At 41.8% G+C, this 20,491-nt stretch carries 21 protein-coding genes; 9 read left to right on the top strand and 12 right to left on the bottom strand.

What is annotated here, in order from left to right; all coding sequences use genetic code 11:
* Window positions 1–2 precede the first annotated feature (2 nt).
* Window positions 3–575 (top strand): phosphatase PAP2 family protein, encoded by a 573-nt coding sequence (locus ACZ41C_RS02965; protein WP_464564218.1) that lies wholly within the window; start codon window positions 3–5, stop codon window positions 573–575.
* On the opposite strand, the gene ACZ41C_RS02960 is transcribed toward ACZ41C_RS02965, so the two are convergent.
* Window positions 541–1,182 (bottom strand): O-methyltransferase, encoded by a 642-nt coding sequence (locus ACZ41C_RS02960; RefSeq protein ID WP_464564216.1) that lies wholly within the window; start codon window positions 1,180–1,182, stop codon window positions 541–543. The two genes, ACZ41C_RS02965 and ACZ41C_RS02960, sit on opposite strands and share 35 nt — an antisense overlap.
* A 99-nt stretch (window positions 1,183–1,281) precedes the next feature.
* Here ACZ41C_RS02960 and ACZ41C_RS02955 point away from each other — a divergent pair, with 99 nt between their 5' ends.
* The 3 genes from ACZ41C_RS02955 to ACZ41C_RS02945 all read left to right on the top strand — a co-directional run bounded on the left by ACZ41C_RS02955 (window position 1,282) and on the right by ACZ41C_RS02945 (window position 4,360).
* Window positions 1,282–1,758: a GNAT family N-acetyltransferase gene (locus tag ACZ41C_RS02955; protein WP_464564214.1), complete on the top strand. Its 477-nt coding sequence runs from the start codon at window positions 1,282–1,284 to the stop codon at window positions 1,756–1,758.
* Between the two features lie 173 nt (window positions 1,759–1,931).
* Complete coding sequence (kynU, locus tag ACZ41C_RS02950) at window positions 1,932–3,206, top strand: kynureninase (protein ID WP_464564212.1); 1,275 nt, start codon at window positions 1,932–1,934, stop codon at window positions 3,204–3,206.
* Window positions 3,207–3,211: 5 nt separating this feature from the next.
* Complete coding sequence (locus ACZ41C_RS02945; RefSeq protein WP_464564210.1) at window positions 3,212–4,360, top strand: MFS transporter; 1,149 nt, start codon at window positions 3,212–3,214, stop codon at window positions 4,358–4,360.
* Window positions 4,361–4,386: 26 nt separating this feature from the next.
* Here the strand turns inward: ACZ41C_RS02945 and ACZ41C_RS02940 are convergent, their stop codons facing one another.
* Window positions 4,387–5,553, bottom strand: coding sequence for a peptidase associated/transthyretin-like domain-containing protein (locus ACZ41C_RS02940; RefSeq protein WP_464564208.1), 1,167 nt, complete (start codon window positions 5,551–5,553; stop codon window positions 4,387–4,389).
* Window positions 5,554–5,581: 28 nt separating this feature from the next.
* Complete coding sequence (locus ACZ41C_RS02935; protein WP_464564206.1) at window positions 5,582–6,256, bottom strand: hypothetical protein; 675 nt, start codon at window positions 6,254–6,256, stop codon at window positions 5,582–5,584.
* Window positions 6,257–6,314: 58 nt separating this feature from the next.
* On the opposite strand from ACZ41C_RS02935, the gene ACZ41C_RS02930 reads away from it, so the two are divergent.
* The 4 genes from ACZ41C_RS02930 (at window position 6,315) to ACZ41C_RS02915 (ending at window position 8,611) form a co-directional block, all read left to right on the top strand.
* Window positions 6,315–6,965, top strand: coding sequence for an RNA polymerase sigma factor (locus tag ACZ41C_RS02930; protein WP_464564204.1), 651 nt, complete (start codon window positions 6,315–6,317; stop codon window positions 6,963–6,965).
* A complete protein-coding gene (locus ACZ41C_RS02925; RefSeq protein WP_464564202.1) occupies window positions 6,965–7,153 on the top strand; it encodes a hypothetical protein in 189 nt (62 codons plus the stop codon). The genes ACZ41C_RS02930 and ACZ41C_RS02925 overlap by 1 nt, the downstream gene beginning before the upstream one ends.
* Before the next feature lie 7 nt (window positions 7,154–7,160).
* The gene (locus tag ACZ41C_RS02920; protein ID WP_464564200.1) at window positions 7,161–7,988 is read left to right on the top strand and encodes a mechanosensitive ion channel family protein; all 828 of its coding nucleotides are present in this window, start codon (window positions 7,161–7,163) and stop codon (window positions 7,986–7,988) included.
* Window positions 7,989–8,062: 74 nt separating this feature from the next.
* Window positions 8,063–8,611, top strand: coding sequence for a ClpP family protease (locus tag ACZ41C_RS02915; RefSeq protein WP_154920696.1), 549 nt, complete (start codon window positions 8,063–8,065; stop codon window positions 8,609–8,611).
* Window positions 8,612–8,700: 89 nt separating this feature from the next.
* Here ACZ41C_RS02915 and ACZ41C_RS02910 read toward each other — a convergent pair whose 3' ends face one another.
* The 6 genes from ACZ41C_RS02910 to ACZ41C_RS02885 form a co-directional block, all read right to left on the bottom strand.
* Entirely contained in the window at window positions 8,701–9,645 is a 945-nt protein-coding gene (locus ACZ41C_RS02910; RefSeq protein WP_464564198.1) for a PorP/SprF family type IX secretion system membrane protein, read from the bottom strand.
* A 132-nt stretch (window positions 9,646–9,777) separates the two neighbouring features.
* Entirely contained in the window at window positions 9,778–12,438 is a 2,661-nt protein-coding gene (locus ACZ41C_RS02905; RefSeq protein ID WP_464564196.1) for a T9SS type B sorting domain-containing protein, read from the bottom strand.
* Between the two features lie 452 nt (window positions 12,439–12,890).
* Window positions 12,891–14,462 (bottom strand): cryptochrome/photolyase family protein, encoded by a 1,572-nt coding sequence (locus tag ACZ41C_RS02900; RefSeq protein WP_464564194.1) that lies wholly within the window; start codon window positions 14,460–14,462, stop codon window positions 12,891–12,893.
* A 117-nt stretch (window positions 14,463–14,579) separates the two neighbouring features.
* Window positions 14,580–15,881, bottom strand: a complete 1,302-nt coding sequence (locus ACZ41C_RS02895) for a DASH family cryptochrome (protein ID WP_464564192.1) — start codon at window positions 15,879–15,881, stop codon at window positions 14,580–14,582.
* Window positions 15,874–16,023, bottom strand: a complete 150-nt coding sequence (locus ACZ41C_RS02890) for a DUF2256 domain-containing protein (protein ID WP_138259493.1) — start codon at window positions 16,021–16,023, stop codon at window positions 15,874–15,876. Before ACZ41C_RS02890 ends, ACZ41C_RS02895 begins: the two co-directional genes overlap by 8 nt.
* Window positions 16,024–16,653: a flavin reductase family protein gene (locus ACZ41C_RS02885; protein WP_464564190.1), complete on the bottom strand. Its 630-nt coding sequence runs from the start codon at window positions 16,651–16,653 to the stop codon at window positions 16,024–16,026. It abuts the gene before it with no gap.
* Window positions 16,654–16,782: 129 nt separating this feature from the next.
* Between ACZ41C_RS02885 and ACZ41C_RS02880 the strand changes: the two genes are divergently transcribed.
* Entirely contained in the window at window positions 16,783–18,138 is a 1,356-nt protein-coding gene (locus ACZ41C_RS02880; protein WP_464564188.1) for an FAD-dependent oxidoreductase, read from the top strand.
* On the opposite strand, the gene ACZ41C_RS02875 is transcribed toward ACZ41C_RS02880, so the two are convergent.
* The 3 genes from ACZ41C_RS02875 to ACZ41C_RS02865 all read right to left on the bottom strand — a co-directional run bounded on the left by ACZ41C_RS02875 (window position 18,135) and on the right by ACZ41C_RS02865 (window position 20,484).
* On the bottom strand, window positions 18,135–18,539 hold the full coding sequence (locus ACZ41C_RS02875) for a DUF4174 domain-containing protein (RefSeq protein ID WP_464564186.1): 405 nt from the start codon (window positions 18,537–18,539) through the stop codon (window positions 18,135–18,137). The genes ACZ41C_RS02880 and ACZ41C_RS02875 overlap by 4 nt on opposite strands.
* 68 nt (window positions 18,540–18,607) lie before the next feature.
* Window positions 18,608–19,387, bottom strand: a complete 780-nt coding sequence (locus ACZ41C_RS02870) for a zinc ribbon domain-containing protein (RefSeq protein ID WP_138259497.1) — start codon at window positions 19,385–19,387, stop codon at window positions 18,608–18,610.
* 2 nt (window positions 19,388–19,389) lie between these two features.
* Window positions 19,390–20,484 (bottom strand): Nif3-like dinuclear metal center hexameric protein, encoded by a 1,095-nt coding sequence (locus ACZ41C_RS02865; RefSeq protein WP_464564184.1) that lies wholly within the window; start codon window positions 20,482–20,484, stop codon window positions 19,390–19,392.
* Window positions 20,485–20,491 lie beyond the last annotated feature (7 nt).

Below are 20,491 nucleotides of genomic sequence, written 5' to 3'. Positions count from 1 at the left end.
CTATGTGGGACCAATTGCTGCAATGGGACCAAGAAATACTGATATTCCTCAATAATTTAGGGTCAACCTCCTTTGATGGTTTTTGGCGGATCATCACAAAATATCCAACCTGGATACCTCTTTTTATCCTTTTTCTTTTCCTGATTTTCAAGTCAAGACCTTGGAAGGAAGCCTTGGTGCTCTTATTGATGCTGGGAATTTTGGTCTTTTTTGTGGAGACCTGTACCAACCTTACCAAAGTAGTTGTGGAACGGCTACGCCCCAATAATGATGCATACATAAAACCATGGATCCGGGTATTGGCAAATCCCTCGAGCTATAGCTTTTTTTCGGCCCATGCCGCCATATCCTTTTCCGTAACCACCTTTGTATATGCTATCCTTAGAGTACGTTTTAGGTGGAGTTACCTTTTTTATCTTTGGCCTATTTTATTCCTTTCCAGCCGTATCTACCTGGGCGTGCATTATCCATCGGATGTTCTTGCAGGGGCTTTCTTCGGAATACTATCGGCGTTACTTTTTCACAAATTGTACTTGCTGCTTATTTCACCCTACTTAGCGTTAGGCCGTCCCTAATGGGCAATAACACCGTATCCAATTTTGGGTGATTGCTCAGTTTTGCGTTGTAGTCCAATAGAACCTTGGTGGCCTTGTCCCATTTTTTAAGGGGTTCCACAACTTTGCCGGACCAAAGTACATTATCGGATAAAATGACACTGCCGGATCTTGTTTTGGGCAATACCGCTTCCAAATAGTTGTCGTATTGTTTTTTCTCGGCATCGATGAATACCAAATCGAAGGTATGGTCCAACTTAGGAATGATTTCCAAGGCATCGCCCACATGTTGGTGAATACGTTCTCCAAAACCGCTTTTATTGAAATAAGTGCGCTGCATTTCCCCTAGTTCCGGATTGATGTCAATGGTATGTAACTCACCGTTCTCCCGCAGACCTTCGGCCAGACATAGGGCGGAATATCCTGTGTAGGTGCCTATTTCCAAGATATATTTGGGATTGATAATTTTGGAAAGCACGCTTAACACCCTTCCCTGAAAGCGGCCCGTCAACATTCTGGGTTGTATGACCTTGAGGTGGGTCTCACGGGTCAATTCTTGTAGGATTTCGGGTTCTTCCTGGGAGTGTTCGGTCAAGTAATCTTCCAGGACCTGCGATAAAAAATGCATGGTTTTCTTTTTACAAAAATAACTTTTTAGGCAGTATATTTAAACCCTTATCACGAAGTCCTAATGCATAATTTGGGATAAAGAATGTAAATCGGTAACATGGATAACGGAATTGTCATTCGCGAAGCGGTAATTGAGGACCTGCCCATACTTTTGAAATTCGAACAGGAAATCATTTTGGCGGAGCGTCCCATGGATCCAACCATACGAAAGGGCAAGGTCAATTATTACGATCTTGCAGAACTGATAACTTCCGATAATGCCCAAGTGCTTGTCGCCTGTTCCGGATCACAAGTAGTTGCCAGTGGATATGCCCTTATCAAAGAGGCCCGACATTACTTGGACCATACGCATTATGGTTATTTGGGTTTTATGTACACGCTTCCCGAATTTAGGGGCAAAGGTATCAACGGAAAAATCATCGAGGGACTTAAAAGCTGGGTATTGTCCAAGGGCCTTACCGAAATTAGGTTAACCGTCTACGACGATAACGAACCGGCCTTATCGGCCTATGAAAAAGTGGGTTTCAAAAGACACATCATAGAAATGCGATTGGTTACTGAGGCCAAAACCTGAAATCGGACCTAAACCATAGTTTTTCTTTGTTCGTATATCCCTATTTTTACTCGATAATCGAGATTAATTACTAAGGTGCTTGCGTTGAAACCTAAAAATGTTGTTTCTCTTAATGAAGTGGTTTAATGCCTTGTGGGCTTGCCCCGAGGTAGTTCATCGGATAAAATTGAAGTATGGAATTTCAAAATACCTTGGGGTTTGCCCAGGAATTGGACAAAAAGGATGTGTTGGCGAAGTACCGTAAGGAGTTCGTTTACCCAAAAGTAAATGGGGAAGAGGTCATTTATTTTACCGGCAATTCACTTGGGCTTCAGCCTAAACGGGCAAAAGCTTTTGTGGACGAAATTATGAAGGATTGGGCCGAGTTGGGCGTGGAGGGCCATTTTTATGCCGATAAACCTTGGTGGGACTATCACGAACGTTTGATTCCGCCGTTGGCAAAAGTTGTAGGCGCAAAACCCGAAGAGGTCACGGTTATGAACACCTTGAGCGTAAACCTACACTTTCTCATGGTATCGTTCTACACCCCAACAAAAAACCGATTTAAAATACTCTGTGAGGAAAAGGCTTTCCCCAGCGACCAATACATGCTTCAAAGTCAGGTGCGTTTTCACGGTTTTGATGCAGAGGATGCCATTGTGGAGGTAAAAAAGCGCGAAGGCGAGCATTTTTGGCGGACCAAGGATATTCTGGCCAAAATCGAAGAAGTAGGGGACGAGCTGGCCTTGGTGCTCATTGGCGGGGTGAATTATTACAACGGTCAGGTGATGGATATGGAATCTATTACCAAGTCCGGAAAAAGAGTAGGTGCCAATGTTGGCTGGGATTTGGCGCATGCCGTTGGAAATGTGGCGCTTAAATTACATGATTGGAATGCCGATTTTGCCTCGTGGTGCAGTTATAAGTATATGAACAGCGGTCCGGGAAATGCATCGGGCGTATTTGTACATGAACGTCACTTGAATCAAAAGGGAATTCCCAGGTTCGAGGGCTGGTGGGGAACTAAAAAAGAAGAACGCTTCTTAATGAAGCCCCACTTTGAACCCATGCCCAATGCGGATGCATGGCAAGTGAGCAATCCTCCCGTATTGTCCATGGCACCCTATTTGGCCTCATTGGAACTTTTTGAGGAGGTAGGAATGCCCGCCCTCATCGAAAAACAGAAAACGCTTACGGGGTACTTGGAATTCGTGTTGAAGCAAATCGATGCCGAAGTGGACAGTAGTTTTGAAATCATCACCCCAAAGGATAGGGGCTGTCAACTTTCCGTTTTCTTGCATGGCCAGGGAAGGGCCTTGTTCGATTATCTGATGCAAAACGGGGTGATCGTGGATTGGCGCGAGCCGAATGTAATCCGTTTGGCACCGGCCCCATTTTATTGTTCGTATGAGGATATGTACCGATTTGGACAGATACTTAAGGAGGGTATACTAAAAAACACTCGATAAGTTAGATGAAATCGCTCGGATTGATTTTTTCCAATGCCCGATATTTTGGACCCTCATGGGTTTTTGCAAGTATCAACATCCTTTTTGGGACATGGGCCATTTATATTCCAACCGTAAAGGAAAATCTTGGGATTGACAAGTCCCAGTTGGGAATCGCCATTTTTTGCCTGTCCTTAGGCGTATTTATCGTATTTCCTTTTGCTTCCTCCATTATCAATCGGATTGGGGTAGGAACAGCCACTTGGTATGGGGTGCTGATCAGTTGTTGTACCGCCATCCTTCCGATTCTGAGCCCAAGTTATTACGCGTTGATGGGCAGTCTATTCTTGTTTGGGGCTTCCAACGGGTTTACGGATATTTCCATGAATACCTTAGTGACCGAACTGGAGAAAAAAGATAACACCAAATTCATGTCGGCCTCCCACGGTTTTTTTAGTCTGGGCGGTGTCTTGGCAGGATTGGGCAGCTTTTTGATTGGTCCCTTGGACAATCCTGTATTGCATATGGGAATAGCCATTGCGTTAGTTTTCATCGTTAATTTCATATTCTACAAAAACTTCGTCAACGAGATTGCGGCGACCATCGAGAAGGAAACCTTTAGCCTAAAACTTTTTAAACCGCTACTTTTGTTAGGGCTTATTTCCTTTATCGCCATGGGAAGCGAGGGCGCCATTGTGGATTGGAGCGGACTCTACCTAAAGGAAGTCAGTTTGGCCCCTGAAGCCTTATGGGGTGCCGGATTTTTAGGTTTTCAGGTGACGATGACCTTAGGTCGGTTTTTGGGTGACGGGATCAGCGCGAGTATCGGTTCCGTAAAAATGGTGGCCTTGGGTACGTTGTTAAGTATTATCGGTTATGTACTGGTACTGACAACATCCACCTATTTGGCCATCGTAGGATTTGCTATTTGTGGGCTGGGCTTTTCCGCAATGGTTCCGGAGCTCTTTCGAATCGGTGGAAACGTCAAAGGTGTGGATTCCTCCAAGGGGGTTTCGTTTATAGCCGGAGCCGGCTATTCCGGGTTTCTATGTGCGCCCCCTATTTTGGGTTTTCTTGCGGACAATTATTCCCTCAAAACAAGTTTTATCGTGTTGTTGGGCGTGGCTATGTTTATATTGGGTGCGACGGCAATCCTTAAAAAGAGGCGGGGGTAGGGGAAAATTTGGTTGGTCCGATAACCTTAGTTCATGTTGCCTTTCGTCTTTAGCCCCGAAGTTCCCTTTCCAATAGTTTGTATAAACTCCTTGATTTCCTCCGTTACCGGAAGCCAGGACTGTTCTTGCCAATAGGCTTCATTATACGGATGTTTTAACATAAAAATGTCCTTATGCTCGTTGACATTGCTTTTCACCTTTTCATTGCCAAAACTATCCGGGGTGTATAAGGTAATTTCTATTTCGTAAACATCCGGTGCGGGATGTTTTTCCGTTTTCACTTCCAAGGAGAAGGATCGTTTTGCCCTGTGCATAAAATACAGTCCTCGTTCCATATCTTCTTTAAAGTACATGGAGGAACTAGCTTTTAATAGATGGGTATATATATCCAAATCTGTTTTAGAAGTCTTTTGAGCCCCTTTGAGAAATAATTCAAAAGATAAGATGGCATTATCCTCTTCGTTAATAATGTAGTGACCTTTTGCACTACTGCCATCCTCTGTTTGTAACGAATTGAATTCTACCCGTATCTCCTCACTATTCTCATAGGGCTTTTCAATTACGTCGAATTCCGGACCCATGGCGTTCAACCGCATGAATTCTCCGAAAATGTTGTACAGCGAGGGAAGCTTAACGTTAACGCCGTACACGTCCCTAATGATTCCCAATTGCCGCATTTCCGCCAGTTCTACTTGGTAATCCTTTTTTTCCATTTCCAGACCATTGCCGTAAATGGAAGTTTTACGCAGTAGCGTACCTGTCATATCCTGTAGCCGAACCAAAGTGTCGTTTTTACGGAGCAAGGCCCGGATGAAAAACGTTTCCGTATGTGGTGTCAATAAATAATTGGAATTGATGGAATCCTTGATCTTCTGAAGAATAGTCTTGGCATTGGTCACCACCACTTCGTCCAAGGCCACTACCTTCTTTTCTAGGTAAATAGTATCCTTAAGGGCCTTTAATGAAAGCGCTTTTTTTTCGTATCCGTTTCTAAAGAATAGGAACGTATCCAGTGAAGTTTTCAATAGGAACCTGCCATCCGTATTGCTAATGGTGCTATGCTTCCTGTTAAATACATGCACGAATTCCAAGGGAACTTTTTCATCGGCATCCATTATGATACCACCAACTTCCGATTGGCCGTGCACAACCACCCCACATAAACAAAAAGTTAGTAGTAGGTACTTTCCCATGGCCCCCATAATTCAATGGAAATTTTGTTTACTCCACTTCAATCCCCGTGAAGTACAATTGGAAATTGCCTTCCCCCATTTTGTGCATGGTGGCGATGTTGAGGCCATCCATTTTTTTGTAGTCCTCCCAACTGGTTATCATATTGGGTTCCTCTTGGTTGCCTCTTCTAAAGACCCATTCCTTGATGATATAATCGTCCCCAAAATAAAAGTCATAGGCATCCCCGGGGGTGTAGCCACCTTCGTTTCCGTACACAATGGTCAGTTGTTGCATGGTATCCTTGCTCATGGGCGCCTGTACAGAGTCGGTATGCGTGTATTGAAAGCTATTCCGGTCCCAGACCAATTGGTAGGGGGCCAGCATCCAATATTTGTCGTTGATGAAACCGGCATCCGTTTTTGCTATCACACTGTCCATTTTCATACGGTTGTAACGGAGCGTATCCTCATGGGTCATAAAAACGACATCGTTGGTTTTTGGATGCCATTGCCACGTGCGTTCAAAATGGGACGAATCCCTATCCACATTGAACGTGAATTTGATGCGCTCTATATTTTTCCAATTTTCGTAGCCATTGGCATCGGCTATTTTCTCCAATACGGTTCTTTCTTTTTCAATGGTTTCTTCCTGCTTTTTCTCTTCGTTTTTGCAACTTCCAAATAAAACCAAAAAGAGCATCGGCACAAATAAGCATTTTTTCATGGTGGGTATCATTTAGGTAACAAGGTACTAATAACAGAAACTTTAACCTATTTTTGTTTTGCATAATAATTTTCTGAAGGTGACCTTCTTACGCAAACTGTGTCTAATCATTGTGGGCAATCAATTCAATAAGGTATTGGGTGCCAATGATCCATACAAGGACATCACCGATGAAGATCTGGTGAAGGAAATAGTGGCGAAGAAGGATTCCATGATTTTTGGGGTCCTTTATGATCGTTATGCCAAAATGGTGTTCAATAAGTGTTATGGATTTGCAAAATCACAAAAGGAGGCGGAAGACCTAACACAGGACGTTTTTTTGATGGTATTCGTGAAGTTGGCCTCCTTCAAGGGGAACTCAAAATTTTCAACCTGGCTGTATTCTTTCACGTACAATTTTTGCGTTAATTATGTGAACAGGGATAAGGGAAGGAAAATAAGCGATCGCTCCAATGATATTGGTGATGAGGAATATAGATTGTCCCAAGAAGTAACGGACGAGCATTTATTGGAGTTGCAGGTGGAGAAATTGAAAAAAGCATTGGAAATGATACCCGGTGAGGACAAGACCATCCTGATGCTTAAATATCAGGACGGTGTTTCCATTAAAGAATTGGAGTCCACCCTGGAATTGGGTACGAGTGCCGTAAAAATGAGATTAAAGAGAGCCAAGGCCAAAGTAATAGAAGCATATAATGCATTGCCCTAATGTTTGAACAGGATCAAAATCCGTTTAAGAGAATGCAGGGAGACCTTAAGGATGTCCCACCAGAGCTACGTCAAAAAGTGATGAACGATGTGGCCATGGCCAAACTTATCATGGAAATGGCCACCCTGTTCACGTCCAACTATGGCAGTCTTATAGAAAGCTTATTAAAAACCAAGAAATCTAAATAACTGAACTATGAAAACACTTACTGAACTCAAAGATACTTTGTCGGACAGTTTTGGTAGTTTACTGGAGTCCGCCGCTGAAATGATACCGCAAATCGTAGTGGGAATTATAGGCTTGATCGTCGCTTGGTTGATTATAAGAATCATTCTTTTCATCCTGAAACGGGTTCTTAAAGCGGCCAAGATAGATGTGCTATCCCAGCGCGTCGCCGATGCCAAATTATTTGGGGACAGACAACTTAAAATAGATTTGCTCAAGGTAACCCTGTCCGCCACCAAGATCCTTCTTATTTTAATGTTTACGGTGGTACTTGCCCAAATGTTGAAATTGAATGCCATTTCCGATGCTATTTATTCGTTATTAGGCTATTTGCCAACATTTATCAGTGCCCTGTTGATTCTTATAGGAGGGCTTTATTTGGCCACGGTCGTTAAACAAGCCACGCTAAAGCTATTCGATTCTATGGGCGTGGGCGGATCTAAAATGGTGAGTGGCACCCTTTTTTATTTGATCGTATTTTTCGTTTCTATTACGGCTTTGAATCAAGCGGGCGTTGAAACCCAAATCATTACGAGTAATTTCACTTTGGTACTCGGTGCCTTTTTGTTGGCCTTCGCCTTGGCTTTGGGTCTTGGCGCCAGGGAAGTAGTGGGCGATCTTTTACGGACCTTTTACTCAAGAAAAATCTATGAGGTGGGTGATCAAGTGAAAATTGGGAAGATTGAGGGCAAGGTGGAGGCTATCGATAATATCTCCATGATCGTAAAGACCAAATCCGGTAAATTGGTAGTGCCCATCAAGAAAATTGTGGACAGTACCGTTGAGGTGAGCGACTGAATTTTTGCAGGAATCAAAATAAGAAGGAATCATAATTTATTCCTTAATTTTGGGTTTGATTAAAAAACATACATATGAGTTCTAAAAAGGGAAAAATACAGGAAGCTATCGACGAAAAAATGTTGGCCGAAAGAAAGGTCTTTCTTTGGGGACAGGTAGATGACGATTCCGCCAAACATGTTATCGATAGGTTACTGTATTTGGATATGCAAAACCATAAGGAAATACAATTGTACATCAATAGCCCTGGCGGTTATGTAACTTCTGGTTTTGCCATGTACGATACCATAAAATCTTTAAAAAGTCCGGTTTCCACCATATGTACCGGTCTGGCGGCCTCCATGGGCTCTATTTTGTTATCCGTTGGAAAAAAGGGAAGACGATTCATACAGCCCCATGCACAGGTTATGATCCATCAGCCCAGTGGTGGTGCTAGGGGACAGGCTTCCAATATAGAAATCCAAGCCCGGGAAATTATCAAGACCAAGGAATTGAGCGCAAAAATTTTGGCCGATAACTGTGGCCAGTCTTATGAAAGGGTATTGAGGGACTTTGATAGGGATTACTGGATGAACGCCGAAGAGTCCATTGAATATGGTATTGTCGACGGGATTCTGGAATAACATTTGGTTATCTTTGCAAAAAGTCCTTATAGATTCCTATCGGGACTTTTTAGTTATCACATATTGTCAAGGTTGAAATTTAAGTGGGTTTAAAAGTATCTGGGTGATTTAATACCCCCCACTTTTCTTTTAAACATTTCATAGATTAAAATAATCTCATGGGTTCCTCCAGTATAAGGTTTAACCCTTGAAGTAGGTAAATCGTAGGCATATCCCAATCTAAAATCTCGCGTTACCTGATAATCGACCATCCCGCCAAAATTTGAGGCATCGTTGAAGCGATAGGATGCTCCTAACCAGAGTTTTTCATTGAACAAAAAGTTAGCCGTTAGATCATAGGTCACCGGGGCTCCATTTGTAATTTTAGCTATAACCGTCGGTTTAAACTTCAAGTTATAGGACAAATCCATCACTACCCCTCCAATTGCATAATAACTATTTCTTTCCAAAGCTTTAAACTCTCCCTGATTTAAATCCGTATTTGCAATTCTAGGTGAGGAGACACCTATATACCATAAATTTGAACCCATGAATATACCTGCGCCAAAATTGGGTTTCCAACTATTAAAATTGGCATTGAAAAAAGGATCATTACTGTCAGGATTCTCCAAGTTGTAATTTGTAAACCCCGCTTTAAGTCCAAAGGACATTTTAACTTCTTGGGTTAAGGGCACCGTATATGAAAAATCTCCATATACGTAATTGGTACTTTCAAAACCCAATCTATCATTTATGTAGGACAGACCTAGGCCAATACGTTCGTTTCTTAACGGGCTATGGATGGAAAAAGTGTTTGTTCTCGGGTTTCCTTCTAGGCCTGCCCATTGGTTTCTATGTAGCAACGTTATGTTCAAAGTTTCCCTGCTTCCGGCATACGCTGGATTTACGGAAATGGTGTTGTACATATATTGTGTAAATTGTGGTAGCTGTTGAGCACTAACGGAAGTGGCACACATTGTTATAGCCAATACAAGAATTCTCTTGTAAACGTTCATAAATCGGGGAGTTAAAACATTATCTAATAAGTAGGTCATTTACGTTTGGCAAATTTAAATCAGTAGCTTGCTGATATTTGTATAAAGCCGTTTAACTACTTTGATTATTCGTTTGTTGGCAATGGGTTTGATGAAAATATAGGTGCAAGCAATTAGTGTATCACGAAATGTTTATTCCGAGCCTAAATAGATGTAACCATTGATTTGTTGACTCTGTTCTCCATTTAAATTAATAATATAATAATAGGTCCCGGTAGGTAAGTATCCAGAGTTGCCCAGGGAATTATTTGGAGAGCTTCCTCCCCAATTGTTCTGATAGTTTTTCGCTTCAAATACTTTATTTCCCCATCTATTAAAAATCATCACGTCGAAAGTATTATCACAAAATTCGGTTCCTTTAATTTCGAAGAAATCATTGAAACCATCGGCGTTGGCCGTTACTGCCTTTGAGACCGTAAAATTATCTACGGAGCAAGGCACACATTTATTGTTCACAGCAATAGTGAAATCCACAAAGTAGTTGCACTCCCCAGATGTAGAGCTATACTCTACGACATATGTTTGTGTTTGATGCTGCATAGGGTCAAAAATACTTCCGGTTATCTGCGTACCTTGAGTAATCGCATTGAACGTTCCATCAGTTTTAAAACCAAAAGGCAAATAATTTATAAGGTCTATTGCTTCATCTTCAATACATAGCTCGATTGTCACTTCTTGAAGTTGAGGTTGCATTACGAATATAAACTGCTCAAAAAGTGCGGTGTTTCCACATAAATCTATTACATTCCAAGAGCGTACAATCATATAATCTTCCGAATCGTCAGCATTTTCTCGCTGCTCATTAAAATCAACGGAATAATTACCGCAACCTCCAGTAAAAGTTAGATTAGGTACTTCAGGTATTTCATCTCCACAAAGTATGGTGACTTGTTCCTCATAGGGACTTGCCATAATTGGTCCGTTAGGTATTACTGTTATCGTTTGGGTATGGGTTTCCGTGTTCCCTGCACAATCACTGGCTATCCACATTCTTGTAATTTCATATCCTGTAGCGCAATTGCCATCAATTGATATGGTTTCGGTATAGTTTACCATGATGTCACTTTCACAGGAATCTATCGCGGTTAGGGTCTCTGCATATGGAATCTTATCACAGGTTACCGTTTCATTTTGAGGTAATGGTTCAACAAAAGTAGGAGCGGTTGTATCTACTATCGTAATCACCTGTTCATGGTTTATGATATTACCAACACAATCTGTAAAGGTCCAATTTCTTGTAATTACATATTCCGTAGGACAATTGTCATTGTTGCCATTTATACTCTCGGTAAGAACAGTGTCTATGGGACAAGTGCCTGAGGATGGATTATAATCAGCAGCGGGAGTAGGGTTACAGACTTCAACGGTAACATTTGAAGGGAGTTCTATAACCGTCAGTGTTACAGTGGCAGTATCTCTGGTTCCGTTGCCATCAATAATCGTATATGTAAAATCGTCTGAACCTATAAAATCGGCATTAGGAGTATACACGAAATAGTCGTCCGCTTTATCCAAAGGGGTGCCATTATTGCCTATTGCCAAAATTCCGTTACTTGGGGAACTGGTAATCTCTAAAGCAAGGTTTGCATTAGGTCCGTCCACTCCAAAAGTATCATTGTCCAAAATGGTTAATGCTATATCAGCCGTGTTCTGAACTATTAAAAAATGGTCATCTTGGGCATTGGGTTTGTTATCTTCCCTAACCTTAATAATTACTGTCGACGTTTCACAAACGTGCTCGTTGGGGTATGGAAGACAAACTTGAACCTCAAATTGATCCATTCCTTTGAAGTCATTATTTGGAGTGTACATAAATGTGCCGTCGGTTTCAACAGTAACGCTACCATATAAAGGTTGCATGTCGTTAAGCAAAGAATATGTAGAGAAATCCGGAAGGTTGTCATTGGTGGCGACATTGGCATTTAAACTTTCCTTGAAGTTTGTTTCAAAATAATCATCAACCGCATAGGTTTGCATCAAAAAGAACTTGCCATCTCCATTATCTGTAGTAGCTGCCAAATATTTTATTGAAGTTATAATGGAACCAACTGGAGCTAAGTCAGATAACTTAAAAAGGGCAATACCTATAATTTGACCATTATCGTTATTTCTTCCACTGGACCAATAATCGGAATTGGGTAACGGAGGTGATTGGGGTTTTATACCTGTTAAATTACCTTGACTTCTTACAAAGGTTGCACCTAGTAAAACTTCAGTAGAACTATTGGCAGGTATACCATATATTTCGAGATATTGACAATTGTTGCCACCACGTTCTGTTACTGCCAAGACACCATCTGGATTGGATGGAATACCAGGGTTGTAGGATATAGTCTGTATTTGGGTATCCACGGATGCTGCGGCACCATAATTTTCACAAAAATTGACTCCATTGCTATTCGATTCAAAATAATGATTAAGGTTTAGGGATTGGTAGGCATTTATGGCTTCTAAATCCCAATTATAATCATTACTACTGCCCATAAGCATGGCACCGTTTGACCAAATATGATTTTCTGAATGTCCACCTGGACCCACCCGGGTCATTTCGTAACTGGAAGGAACCACAAAAGTGTTATAGTTTTCACCATTAATATCAATCGACTCCAGAGTCGCCTGGTCCCAAATGTTTGTTTGGGTGTCTTGCCAATTAAAATTTACACCAGATGAAATACCTTGCCCATAGATTTTTGCAACTCCGATTGTAAAAAGAATAGTAACAAAAAGGCCTATTAAATTTAAAGATGGTAGTTTGGGTAAAAAATAGTTTGTTTGGGGGTAGTTTACATTCATGAATAGCTAGTAGGTAATGGAAACCGCTTTGAATTTTTTGGTTAAAGGTTTCCAAGTTTTTTAATTGGTTTTAATATGTAAGAATTGGGTCAATTTCTATTTCAAAAATATTTACATATTCATTGAGTTTTTAAGAATATTGTTTAAGAGATAAATTATTCGATGGAAGGATAGAATGTCGATTAAAGAATACTTATCAAGGATGAATGGCCTTAACTGAAAAAGTTCATGTATCGATAAAAAGCTCTATTTATTGGATTTTAATGCACATCTCAAAGGAATAAATCTAGGGAAGCGTCAAATGTTTTAAAATATCCTATTTCATAAAAAAGCTCCTTCACAATTTTCTTGTGAAGGAGCTTCTTGGATATATATAGACGCTCTCGCGGAATAGTCCCTTAATAGACGCTTAAAGATACTTCATTGGATGTTTTTCCACCTTTAATTATTTGTTAAAACGTATCTGGATTTTTAATAATTTCGGCTGATTTTTCTCTGATGTATTCCATTTCCGAGGCACTTTTCTTTTCAAGCAGACTGAGCATCATGGTCATGCGTTGATTGTCCTTGAAATGTTCCTTTTTTGCATCCAAAAAATTCCAGTAGAGGAAATTGAAGGGACAGGCATTGTCCCCTTGTTTTTGGGTATGTTTGTAGTGGCAGGAACCGCAATAATCGCTCATTTTGTTGATATAATTGGCACTGCTCACGTAGGGTTTGGTGGCCACGATTCCCCCATCGGCAAATTGGCTCATGCCCCTGGTATTGGTGATTTCTACCCATTCAATGGCGTCAATGTAAACCCCAAGGTACCATTGGTCCACTTCATCCGGATGCAGTTGGGCCAAAAGGGCAAAATTTCCAATGACCATAAGTCTTTGAATATGATGTGCGTAGGCATCAGAAAGGCTTTGACCAATGGCATGTTTCAAGCAGTTCATTTTGGTGTTGCCCGTCCAGAAAAAATCGGGAAGGGGGTTATGGTTATCGAGTTTGTTCAGTTTGGCATAGTCCGGCATTTCCTTCCAATAAATGCCTCGCATATATTCACGCCATCCCACTATTTGCCGTACAAAGCCTTCAACCTGTGAAATATCGATATTTTCTTTGTTTTCATGATACTGTTCCAATACTTTGTCAATGACTTCCTTCGGACTTATAATTTTGGCGTTCATGGCGAAGGACAGTCGGGAATGGAAAAGGTATTTCTCTTCTGTATGCATGGCGTCTTGATAATCGCCAAAGTGAACCAACAGTTCCTTGCAAAAATAGTTCAGGACCGAAAGGCAATCCGCCCTACTTACGGGCCAATTGAACTTTTCCGGATCAATTTCCCCAAAGGTTTTTACACCGGCTTGCTCTATTTCCTTCAGTAAATCGGTAACGTCCTTTCTAAATCCGCGTTCGTGGGGAATTTCCGGTGTTCCCTTCCACTTTTTTCTGTTGCTCTGGTCGTAGTTCCATTTTCCGCCATCGGGTTGGCCATTTTCCACCATGATGCCATGCTTTTTGCGCATCATCCGGTAAAAGGATTCCATCAACAATTGCTTTTTCCCCGAAAAGAAATCTTTCAGTTCGTACCGACTCGTGTAGAAATGCTCCGTATCCACGGCATGGGTGTCGATTTTCAGGGATTTCGCAATTTGTTTTAACTGTACGTCCAAGCGGTATTCGTCCGGCAATTGGTATTCAAATCGTTCCGCATTTGTCGCATCGCAATACTTTTCTACAATCTTGGCCAGGTCTTGTGGATTTTCCGTGTCTCCAATTTTTAGGTAGATGAATTGGTGTCCCTTTTCGCTCAGTTCTTCCTTAAAGGTTCGCATGGCCAAGAAGAAGGCCGTTACCTTTTGGATGTGATGCTTCACATAGTCCGTCTCCTGCCGCATTTCGGCCATGAGATAAGTAACATTATCATTTACCGAATCAAACCAACGGTGTTTTTGGTTGAGCTGATCGCCCAATATCAATCGCAAAGTAGCCCCTCCCGACCTCCCCGAAGGAGAAGAGTTGTCCTTAGTCATCTTTTATTATTAATTTACTGAATGTCAATATTTTATTATGCTTTTTTTCCTTTTCTTTGGCTAATTGTACAATCCGTAGTTACGGATTCTCAAAGAGCGAAAACAATGTCTTATAGGTTATTGGTCAAACAAACTTCCTTGTAACCAATGTTTTTGAAATTTTCCATTGGGGTCATAGCGCTCTGCCTGTAATTTGGTGTTGAATTTTCGGTCCCTTGGGTCGTTGCCAACACCACTGTTATACATCCAGTTGCCCCAATTGCTGTGCACGTCATAATCGATGAGCATACTCTCAAAATAAGCAGCTCCAAAGCGCCAATCCTGTTCCAGTTCCTTGGCCCAATAGCTCGCCACATTCTGTCGGCCCCTATTGCTCATCCATCCGGTTTTTTCCAGCTCCTTCATATTGGCATTGACAAAAGCATCGGGGGTATTTCCCTCTATCCATTGGTCCAGTTTTGACTGGTCCAGTTGCCAGTCGTACTGCTTGTCCAAAATTCCTTTAAGCCGAAAGATTTTGGGGCCATGTTTTAGGGATACATATTTGAAAAAATCTCGCCATATCAGCTCAAAAACCAACCAATAGGTATCCTCGTTTTTTTTGACCTCTTTCTCAAACTTCTTTACTTGCCAGTAAATCGAACGGGCAGAAATACTGCCGTTTGCCAACCATGCAGAAAGTTTGGAGCTATAGTCCGTACCCACCAAGCCGTTCCTGGTTTTTTTGTAATAGGCCAATTTTTTGGTTTCCCAGAAATAATGGGCAATGCGCCGTAAGGCCTGCGTTTCCCCTCCTTGGAAAGGAAAGGCGGACCTACTGTCCGGTGTCGGTTCCGATAGACCCAGATCTGTCAATGAAGGTAACTTCGTATGGTTTTCCACATAGTTTGTAATGGGGAATATCTTTTCAAAGGAAACTTCAGGACGAACCATGCTAAACTTTTCGCATTTTTTCCTGAATTCGGTAAAAACCTTAGGAATGTTCTCAAACTCCCTGTATGGAATATCCTCTGGATGAAAAAGAAACTGGTCGTAGGTTTCCTCAAACTGTACGGCTTCGCCCACCTCCCTTTTTACCGAATCCGATATAAAAACCTCGTCGCGCGTCCACTCTTTCTGGAGATATATTTTATGGACCTGATGTTCTTTTGCCAGTTTTGGGATGTGTTCCGCTGATTTCCCCACATAGACGAACAACGGGATATTGAATTTTTTGAGATTTTCCCGTAATTCCCGCACGGATTCTATCAGAAATTTGGCGCGAAACCGTTCCGTTTTTTTAAAACCGAAATCCCCCTTTTCAAAATAAAGGGGATCGAAACAATAAACGCCCATTACCTTTTCGCCCTGACTTGCTTTTAGAAGTGAGGTGTTGTCCTGTACCCGTAAATCGTTCTTGAACCAGACTAAATTAGTCATGCAAATTGTTTTTGTTTTTTCTACATTTTTCACTGCAATATCGTACCTCGTCCCAATGCCTTTCCCATTTTTTTCGCCAACTAAATGGAAGTCCGCAAACCGGACAGGTTTTTGAAGGTAAATGTTGTTTTTTATGGGCCATCTATTTTTCTTCTATTGCCTCATTTGGCCGCGCATAAGCGAATCTTTTCAGGAGTTTTGGAAGGGCATAGCCATCCAGACCAATATTGGCGATACTTTCCGCAAATTCTAGGTTGATGCTGCCATCCTCGAACAGGGCTTCATCCGGAAGGTATATATGTTCTATGGCCCCAATAATCAGGACGCAGCCGTTTTCAGCGATTGTGTATTCATTTACGTAGGAACAGCCCAGTTTAATATGGCTTTCCTTTACATACGGTGCCTGAAATCCGTCGAGATATTCCTCAGTCAAGCCAGTTTTTTCGAATTCCGACTCGTTATCCCCATATTTCGCCGAGGTTTGATGGCTTTGCTCCAAAATGGATGCGTTTACATGGTTGACGGTAAAAATGCCCGTCGCCTTCATGTTGCTATAGGTATCCCTGCGTACCGTAAGCGGTCTTAGGATAAAACCAAGCAGGGCAGGGTCGCTCCCAATGTGCGATATGGAATTAAATACCGCCAGATTTGTAACGCCCTCTGGCGATTTTGTACCTAAAAGGTTGCCAGGTCTGTACCCTGTGGAACTATTGATTAAATTTGCCCTAAATCTATTGGGGAGGTTTTTTAAATCCGAAAGATTAAAATGCATTCCTTCTTTATTTATGTTTAATAAAATTAAATATTGGCTAAACAAAAACAGTTAATATTAAACTAAAACCTAAATTAATTTCTATTTTACCTTCCCGAATACCGTTAAAATAGACCAAGCATACCATTTATGACCCAGACTAAAAAGAATATTGCCATCATAGGATCAGGGCTAGTAGGCTCTTTATTAGCTATTTATCTTAAAAAGTATGGGCATACGATTACCGTTTTTGACAGAAGGCCCGATATTCGTGAGGTGGAATTCTCCGGTAGGTCCATTAATCTTGCCATGAGCAATAGGGGTTGGAAGGCCCTAAGGGAAGTGGGGATAGAAGATGAAATACGTAAAATAGGGATACCCTTGGATAAAAGGGCCATGCATGTTATAGGTAAACCTGAATACTTCCAAAAGTATGGGAAGGAAGGGGAGGCGATTTGGTCCATTTCCAGAGGCGTGCTCAACAAAAAAATGATCGACTTGGCAGAGCAGGCCGGCGTGGAGTTCAGGTTTGAGGAAAAGGTCTGGGACGTGGATTTGCCCAATGCCCAAGTGTTTACCGGAGAAACGGAAAAAGGCGCATGGAAGGCCTATGATTTTGATTTGGTATTTGGCTGTGATGGGGCTTTTTCCCGGGTACGTCACAAAATGCAGAGACGGAGTCGGTTTGATTATTCCCAGGATTTTATCGATGTTGGCTATAAGGAGTTAACGATACCGCCCAATGAGGATGGTTCGCACAAACTGGACAAGAACTCCTTCCATATTTGGCCCAGGGGTCAGTTTATGTTCATTGCCATGCCCAATTTGGACGGTAGTTTTACCTGTACCTTGTTCATGCCATTTGAGGGGGAAGTTTCCTTTGAAAGCATAAAAACGAAGGAAGATGCCATTCAATTTTTCAGCACCTATTTTCCCAATGTACGTAAGGATATTGAAAATTTGACCCATGATTTTTTCAAGAACCCTACCAGTGCCATGGTAACCATGAAGTGCTTTCCATGGACCTATTGGGACAAGGTGGCGCTCGTAGGCGATTCTGCCCATGCCATTGTGCCTTTTTATGGACAGGGCATGAACGCCGGGTTTGAGGATATTTACGTGTTAAACGAACTCATACGTACAAACGGGGACGATTGGGAGACCATTTTCAGGAACTATCAGGAAATGCGAAAGCCCAACGCCGATGCTATTGCAGAATTGAGTTACCGAAATTTTATGGAAATGAGCAGTAGGACGGCTGATCCTCTATTTTTACTGCAAAAGAAAATCGAAAAGCGTTTCGCTGAAAAGCATCCAGAGAAATGGATACCGGCATACAGCAGGGTTACTTTTTCAGACCGACCTTACGCCGAGGCCTTGGCCGAAGGTGATTTTCAGGAAAAAATTATGAAAGATATCATCGCAATGCCCAATATTGAGACGATCTGGGATAGCCAAGAAGTCGAGGACAAAATATTGGAAGCCCTCAAGGATTCCTCGCATTAATCGTTATTTCGCATTTCTGCCCTTCTCATTGGCATACCATCGATACGGTCAAAGACCTTTTCCAAATCAAGGGGATAGTCTCCTTTCATTTTGATGCCTCCATCCTTGCCGATCAGCAGGTAGCCATTGAATTCAGTAGGAAGGCTGATTTTGTAGCTCATTTTTTGGCCATCTGGAGTTGTCAATTCGTTGTTTCTAAGAAAGAGGACGATCACATCCCTTTCATCGCAAGCTTCCATTTGGTTAGTCACTTTTTTAAATGCGGAGTTTGACAGGCTTTCCTCCTCAGTGGCTCCGGAAAGGATTAACACCCTATTTTTCCATTGATAATCGGAAAGGTTTTGGGTGTATCCCGTGTTTGTGGACATAAGTAGTGTAATTATGGCTGCTAAAATTTTCATCTAAAGGAAGATACAAAAAAACCGTCCTTTTTGGGACGGCTTTCAAAACTTAAGTTGCAATATCGCTCTTATAATTTAGCGAAGAGTTTTTGCATCTTTTCCTGTTCCTCGTCTGCCAAGGCAGGGTCTACCAAAATCCGACCACTGTGCTCATCTGTTATAATCTTTTTTCTGGAAGCGATTTCCACTTGAACCTGTGGAGGAATGGTGAAGAAAGAACCACCGGAAGCGCCCCTTTCAATAGGTACCACGGCCAATCCGTTCTTAACATTGCCCCTTATACGGGCGTAGGCTTTTACCAAACGTTCCTCAATCAAATCCTGATATTTCAAGGATTCTTCCAAAAGCGCTTTCTCCTCTTTTTCGGTCTCTGCCAAAATAGCGTCCAATTCGCCTTTTTTATGCTTTAAGTGCGCTTCACGCTCTGCCAACTTCTCTTTGGTATCGGCGATCACTTCTTTCTTCTGCTCAATCTGTGCCTTGAATTCCTTGATGTTTTTCTCAGCAAGCTGGATTTCCAACTCCTGAAATTCCAATTCCTTGCTTATGGAGTTGAATTCGCGGCTGTTCCTTACATTCTTTTGCTGCTCATTGTATTTTTTTATCAAGGCTTTTGCCTCCTCAATAATGTTTTTCTTGGCGCCAATTTCATAATTGATGGTTTCCAAATCGGTCTTAAGCTTATCCAATCTTGTTTTTAGGCCAAGCACATCATCCTCCAAATCTTCCACTTCCAAGGGTAGTTCTCCACGTACATTCCTTATTTCATCTACTCTGGAATCAATCAATTGAAGGTCATACAACGCCCTTAACTTTGCTTCTACAGACGATTCTTCTTTTTTTGCCATATTTAAAAATACTTGATAGGATTTGTTATACTTTCCGATAAACGGATTGCAAAATTAGGAATTTTTTTCGTAAGATAATCAACTAAAAGGTTTTTTGTAAACTGCTCAGTTTCAAAGTGTCCAATGTCCGCAATGACCATTTTATTTTCTGCTTCGTAAAACTGATGGTATTTAACGTCGGCCGTAACGAAAACGTCGGCTCCCGCGGCTTTTGCGGCTCCTATGGCAAACGCCCCGCTTCCCCCTAAAACCGCCACTTTTTTTACCGGTGAATCCCTCAAATTGGAATGTCTTACCACTTGGGCCTTCATCGTCTTCTTAAGGTGTTCCAAAAAGGATGTTTCCGACATGCTTTCCTCAAGTTCACCAATCATTCCCATGCCTATCTGTTGATTTCTGTTCTCCAAGGAATATACTTCATAGGCCACTTCCTCGTACGGGTGGTTTGTCATCAAAGCATCCAAAACATTTCGTTCAGAGGACTTTAGGTAGGTCACATGGACCATTGTTTCCCTTTCAAAATGCGTCTTTCCAATTTCCCCTTTCGTGGGATTACTATTTTCGCCCGCTTTATAACTCCCGGTTCCTTCAAGCGTAAAACTACAATGGCTGTAATTCCCTATATTTCCGGCGCCCGCTTCAAAAAGTTTTTTCTTGAGGTTCTCCGCTTCCGCCGATGGAACATAGGTCGTGAGTTTACGGATTGTATCCTTTTTGGGTATCAGTATCTCATTATTGATAAGGCCCAAGACCTCACATATTTTGGCATTGACCCCGTTAAAGGAATTATCTAGGGCCGTGTGGATGGCATAAATGGCGATGTTGTTCCGAATCGCCTTTAATACGGTGCGCTCCACATAGTTTTTACCGGTTATCTTTTTTAATCCCCCAAAAATAATGGGGTGAAAACTAACAATGAGGTTACAATCCTTGGCAATTGCCTCGTCCACTACAATTTCCAAGGTATCCAAGGTCACCAAAATTCCGCTTACCTCCATGGAACTGTCGCCTACCAAAAGTCCGACATTATCAAAATCCTCCGCGTGATCCAAAGGAGCAAGTTCTTCCAGAATTTGGGCAACCGATCTAACCGTCATTTTCAAT

This window comes from Maribacter sp. C-4077, assembly GCF_055378385.1.
This window is presented reverse-complemented; position numbering and strand designations above follow the sequence as displayed.

Bases quoted from the DNA above. Each gene is read 5' to 3' on its own strand.
- ACZ41C_RS02945 (WP_464564210.1), top strand. From the start codon at position 3,212: ATGAAATCGCTCGGATTGATTTTTTCCAATGCCCGATATTTTGGACCC.
- ACZ41C_RS02900 (WP_464564194.1), bottom strand. From the start codon at position 14,462: ATGACTAAGGACAACTCTTCTCCTTCGGGGAGGTCGGGAGGGGCTACT.
- ACZ41C_RS02880 (WP_464564188.1), top strand. From the start codon at position 16,783: ATGACCCAGACTAAAAAGAATATTGCCATCATAGGATCAGGGCTAGTA.
- ACZ41C_RS02890 (WP_138259493.1), bottom strand. From the start codon at position 16,023: ATGGCCCATAAAAAACAACATTTACCTTCAAAAACCTGTCCGGTTTGC.
- ACZ41C_RS02910 (WP_464564198.1), bottom strand. From the start codon at position 9,645: ATGACCTACTTATTAGATAATGTTTTAACTCCCCGATTTATGAACGTT.
- ACZ41C_RS02915 (WP_154920696.1), top strand. From the start codon at position 8,063: ATGAGTTCTAAAAAGGGAAAAATACAGGAAGCTATCGACGAAAAAATG.
- ACZ41C_RS02955 (WP_464564214.1), top strand. From the start codon at position 1,282: ATGGATAACGGAATTGTCATTCGCGAAGCGGTAATTGAGGACCTGCCC.
- ACZ41C_RS02905 (WP_464564196.1), bottom strand. From the start codon at position 12,438: ATGAATGTAAACTACCCCCAAACAAACTATTTTTTACCCAAACTACCA.
- ACZ41C_RS02940 (WP_464564208.1), bottom strand. From the start codon at position 5,553: ATGGGAAAGTACCTACTACTAACTTTTTGTTTATGTGGGGTGGTTGTG.
- ACZ41C_RS02920 (WP_464564200.1), top strand. From the start codon at position 7,161: ATGAAAACACTTACTGAACTCAAAGATACTTTGTCGGACAGTTTTGGT.
- ACZ41C_RS02865 (WP_464564184.1), bottom strand. From the start codon at position 20,484: ATGACGGTTAGATCGGTTGCCCAAATTCTGGAAGAACTTGCTCCTTTG.
- ACZ41C_RS02965 (WP_464564218.1), top strand. From the start codon at position 3: ATGTGGGACCAATTGCTGCAATGGGACCAAGAAATACTGATATTCCTC.
- ACZ41C_RS02935 (WP_464564206.1), bottom strand. From the start codon at position 6,256: ATGAAAAAATGCTTATTTGTGCCGATGCTCTTTTTGGTTTTATTTGGA.
- ACZ41C_RS02960 (WP_464564216.1), bottom strand. From the start codon at position 1,182: ATGCATTTTTTATCGCAGGTCCTGGAAGATTACTTGACCGAACACTCC.
- ACZ41C_RS02875 (WP_464564186.1), bottom strand. From the start codon at position 18,539: ATGAAAATTTTAGCAGCCATAATTACACTACTTATGTCCACAAACACG.
- ACZ41C_RS02895 (WP_464564192.1), bottom strand. From the start codon at position 15,881: ATGACTAATTTAGTCTGGTTCAAGAACGATTTACGGGTACAGGACAAC.
- ACZ41C_RS02870 (WP_138259497.1), bottom strand. From the start codon at position 19,387: ATGGCAAAAAAAGAAGAATCGTCTGTAGAAGCAAAGTTAAGGGCGTTG.
- kynU (WP_464564212.1), top strand. From the start codon at position 1,932: ATGGAATTTCAAAATACCTTGGGGTTTGCCCAGGAATTGGACAAAAAG.
- ACZ41C_RS02925 (WP_464564202.1), top strand. From the start codon at position 6,965: ATGTTTGAACAGGATCAAAATCCGTTTAAGAGAATGCAGGGAGACCTT.
- ACZ41C_RS02885 (WP_464564190.1), bottom strand. From the start codon at position 16,653: ATGCATTTTAATCTTTCGGATTTAAAAAACCTCCCCAATAGATTTAGG.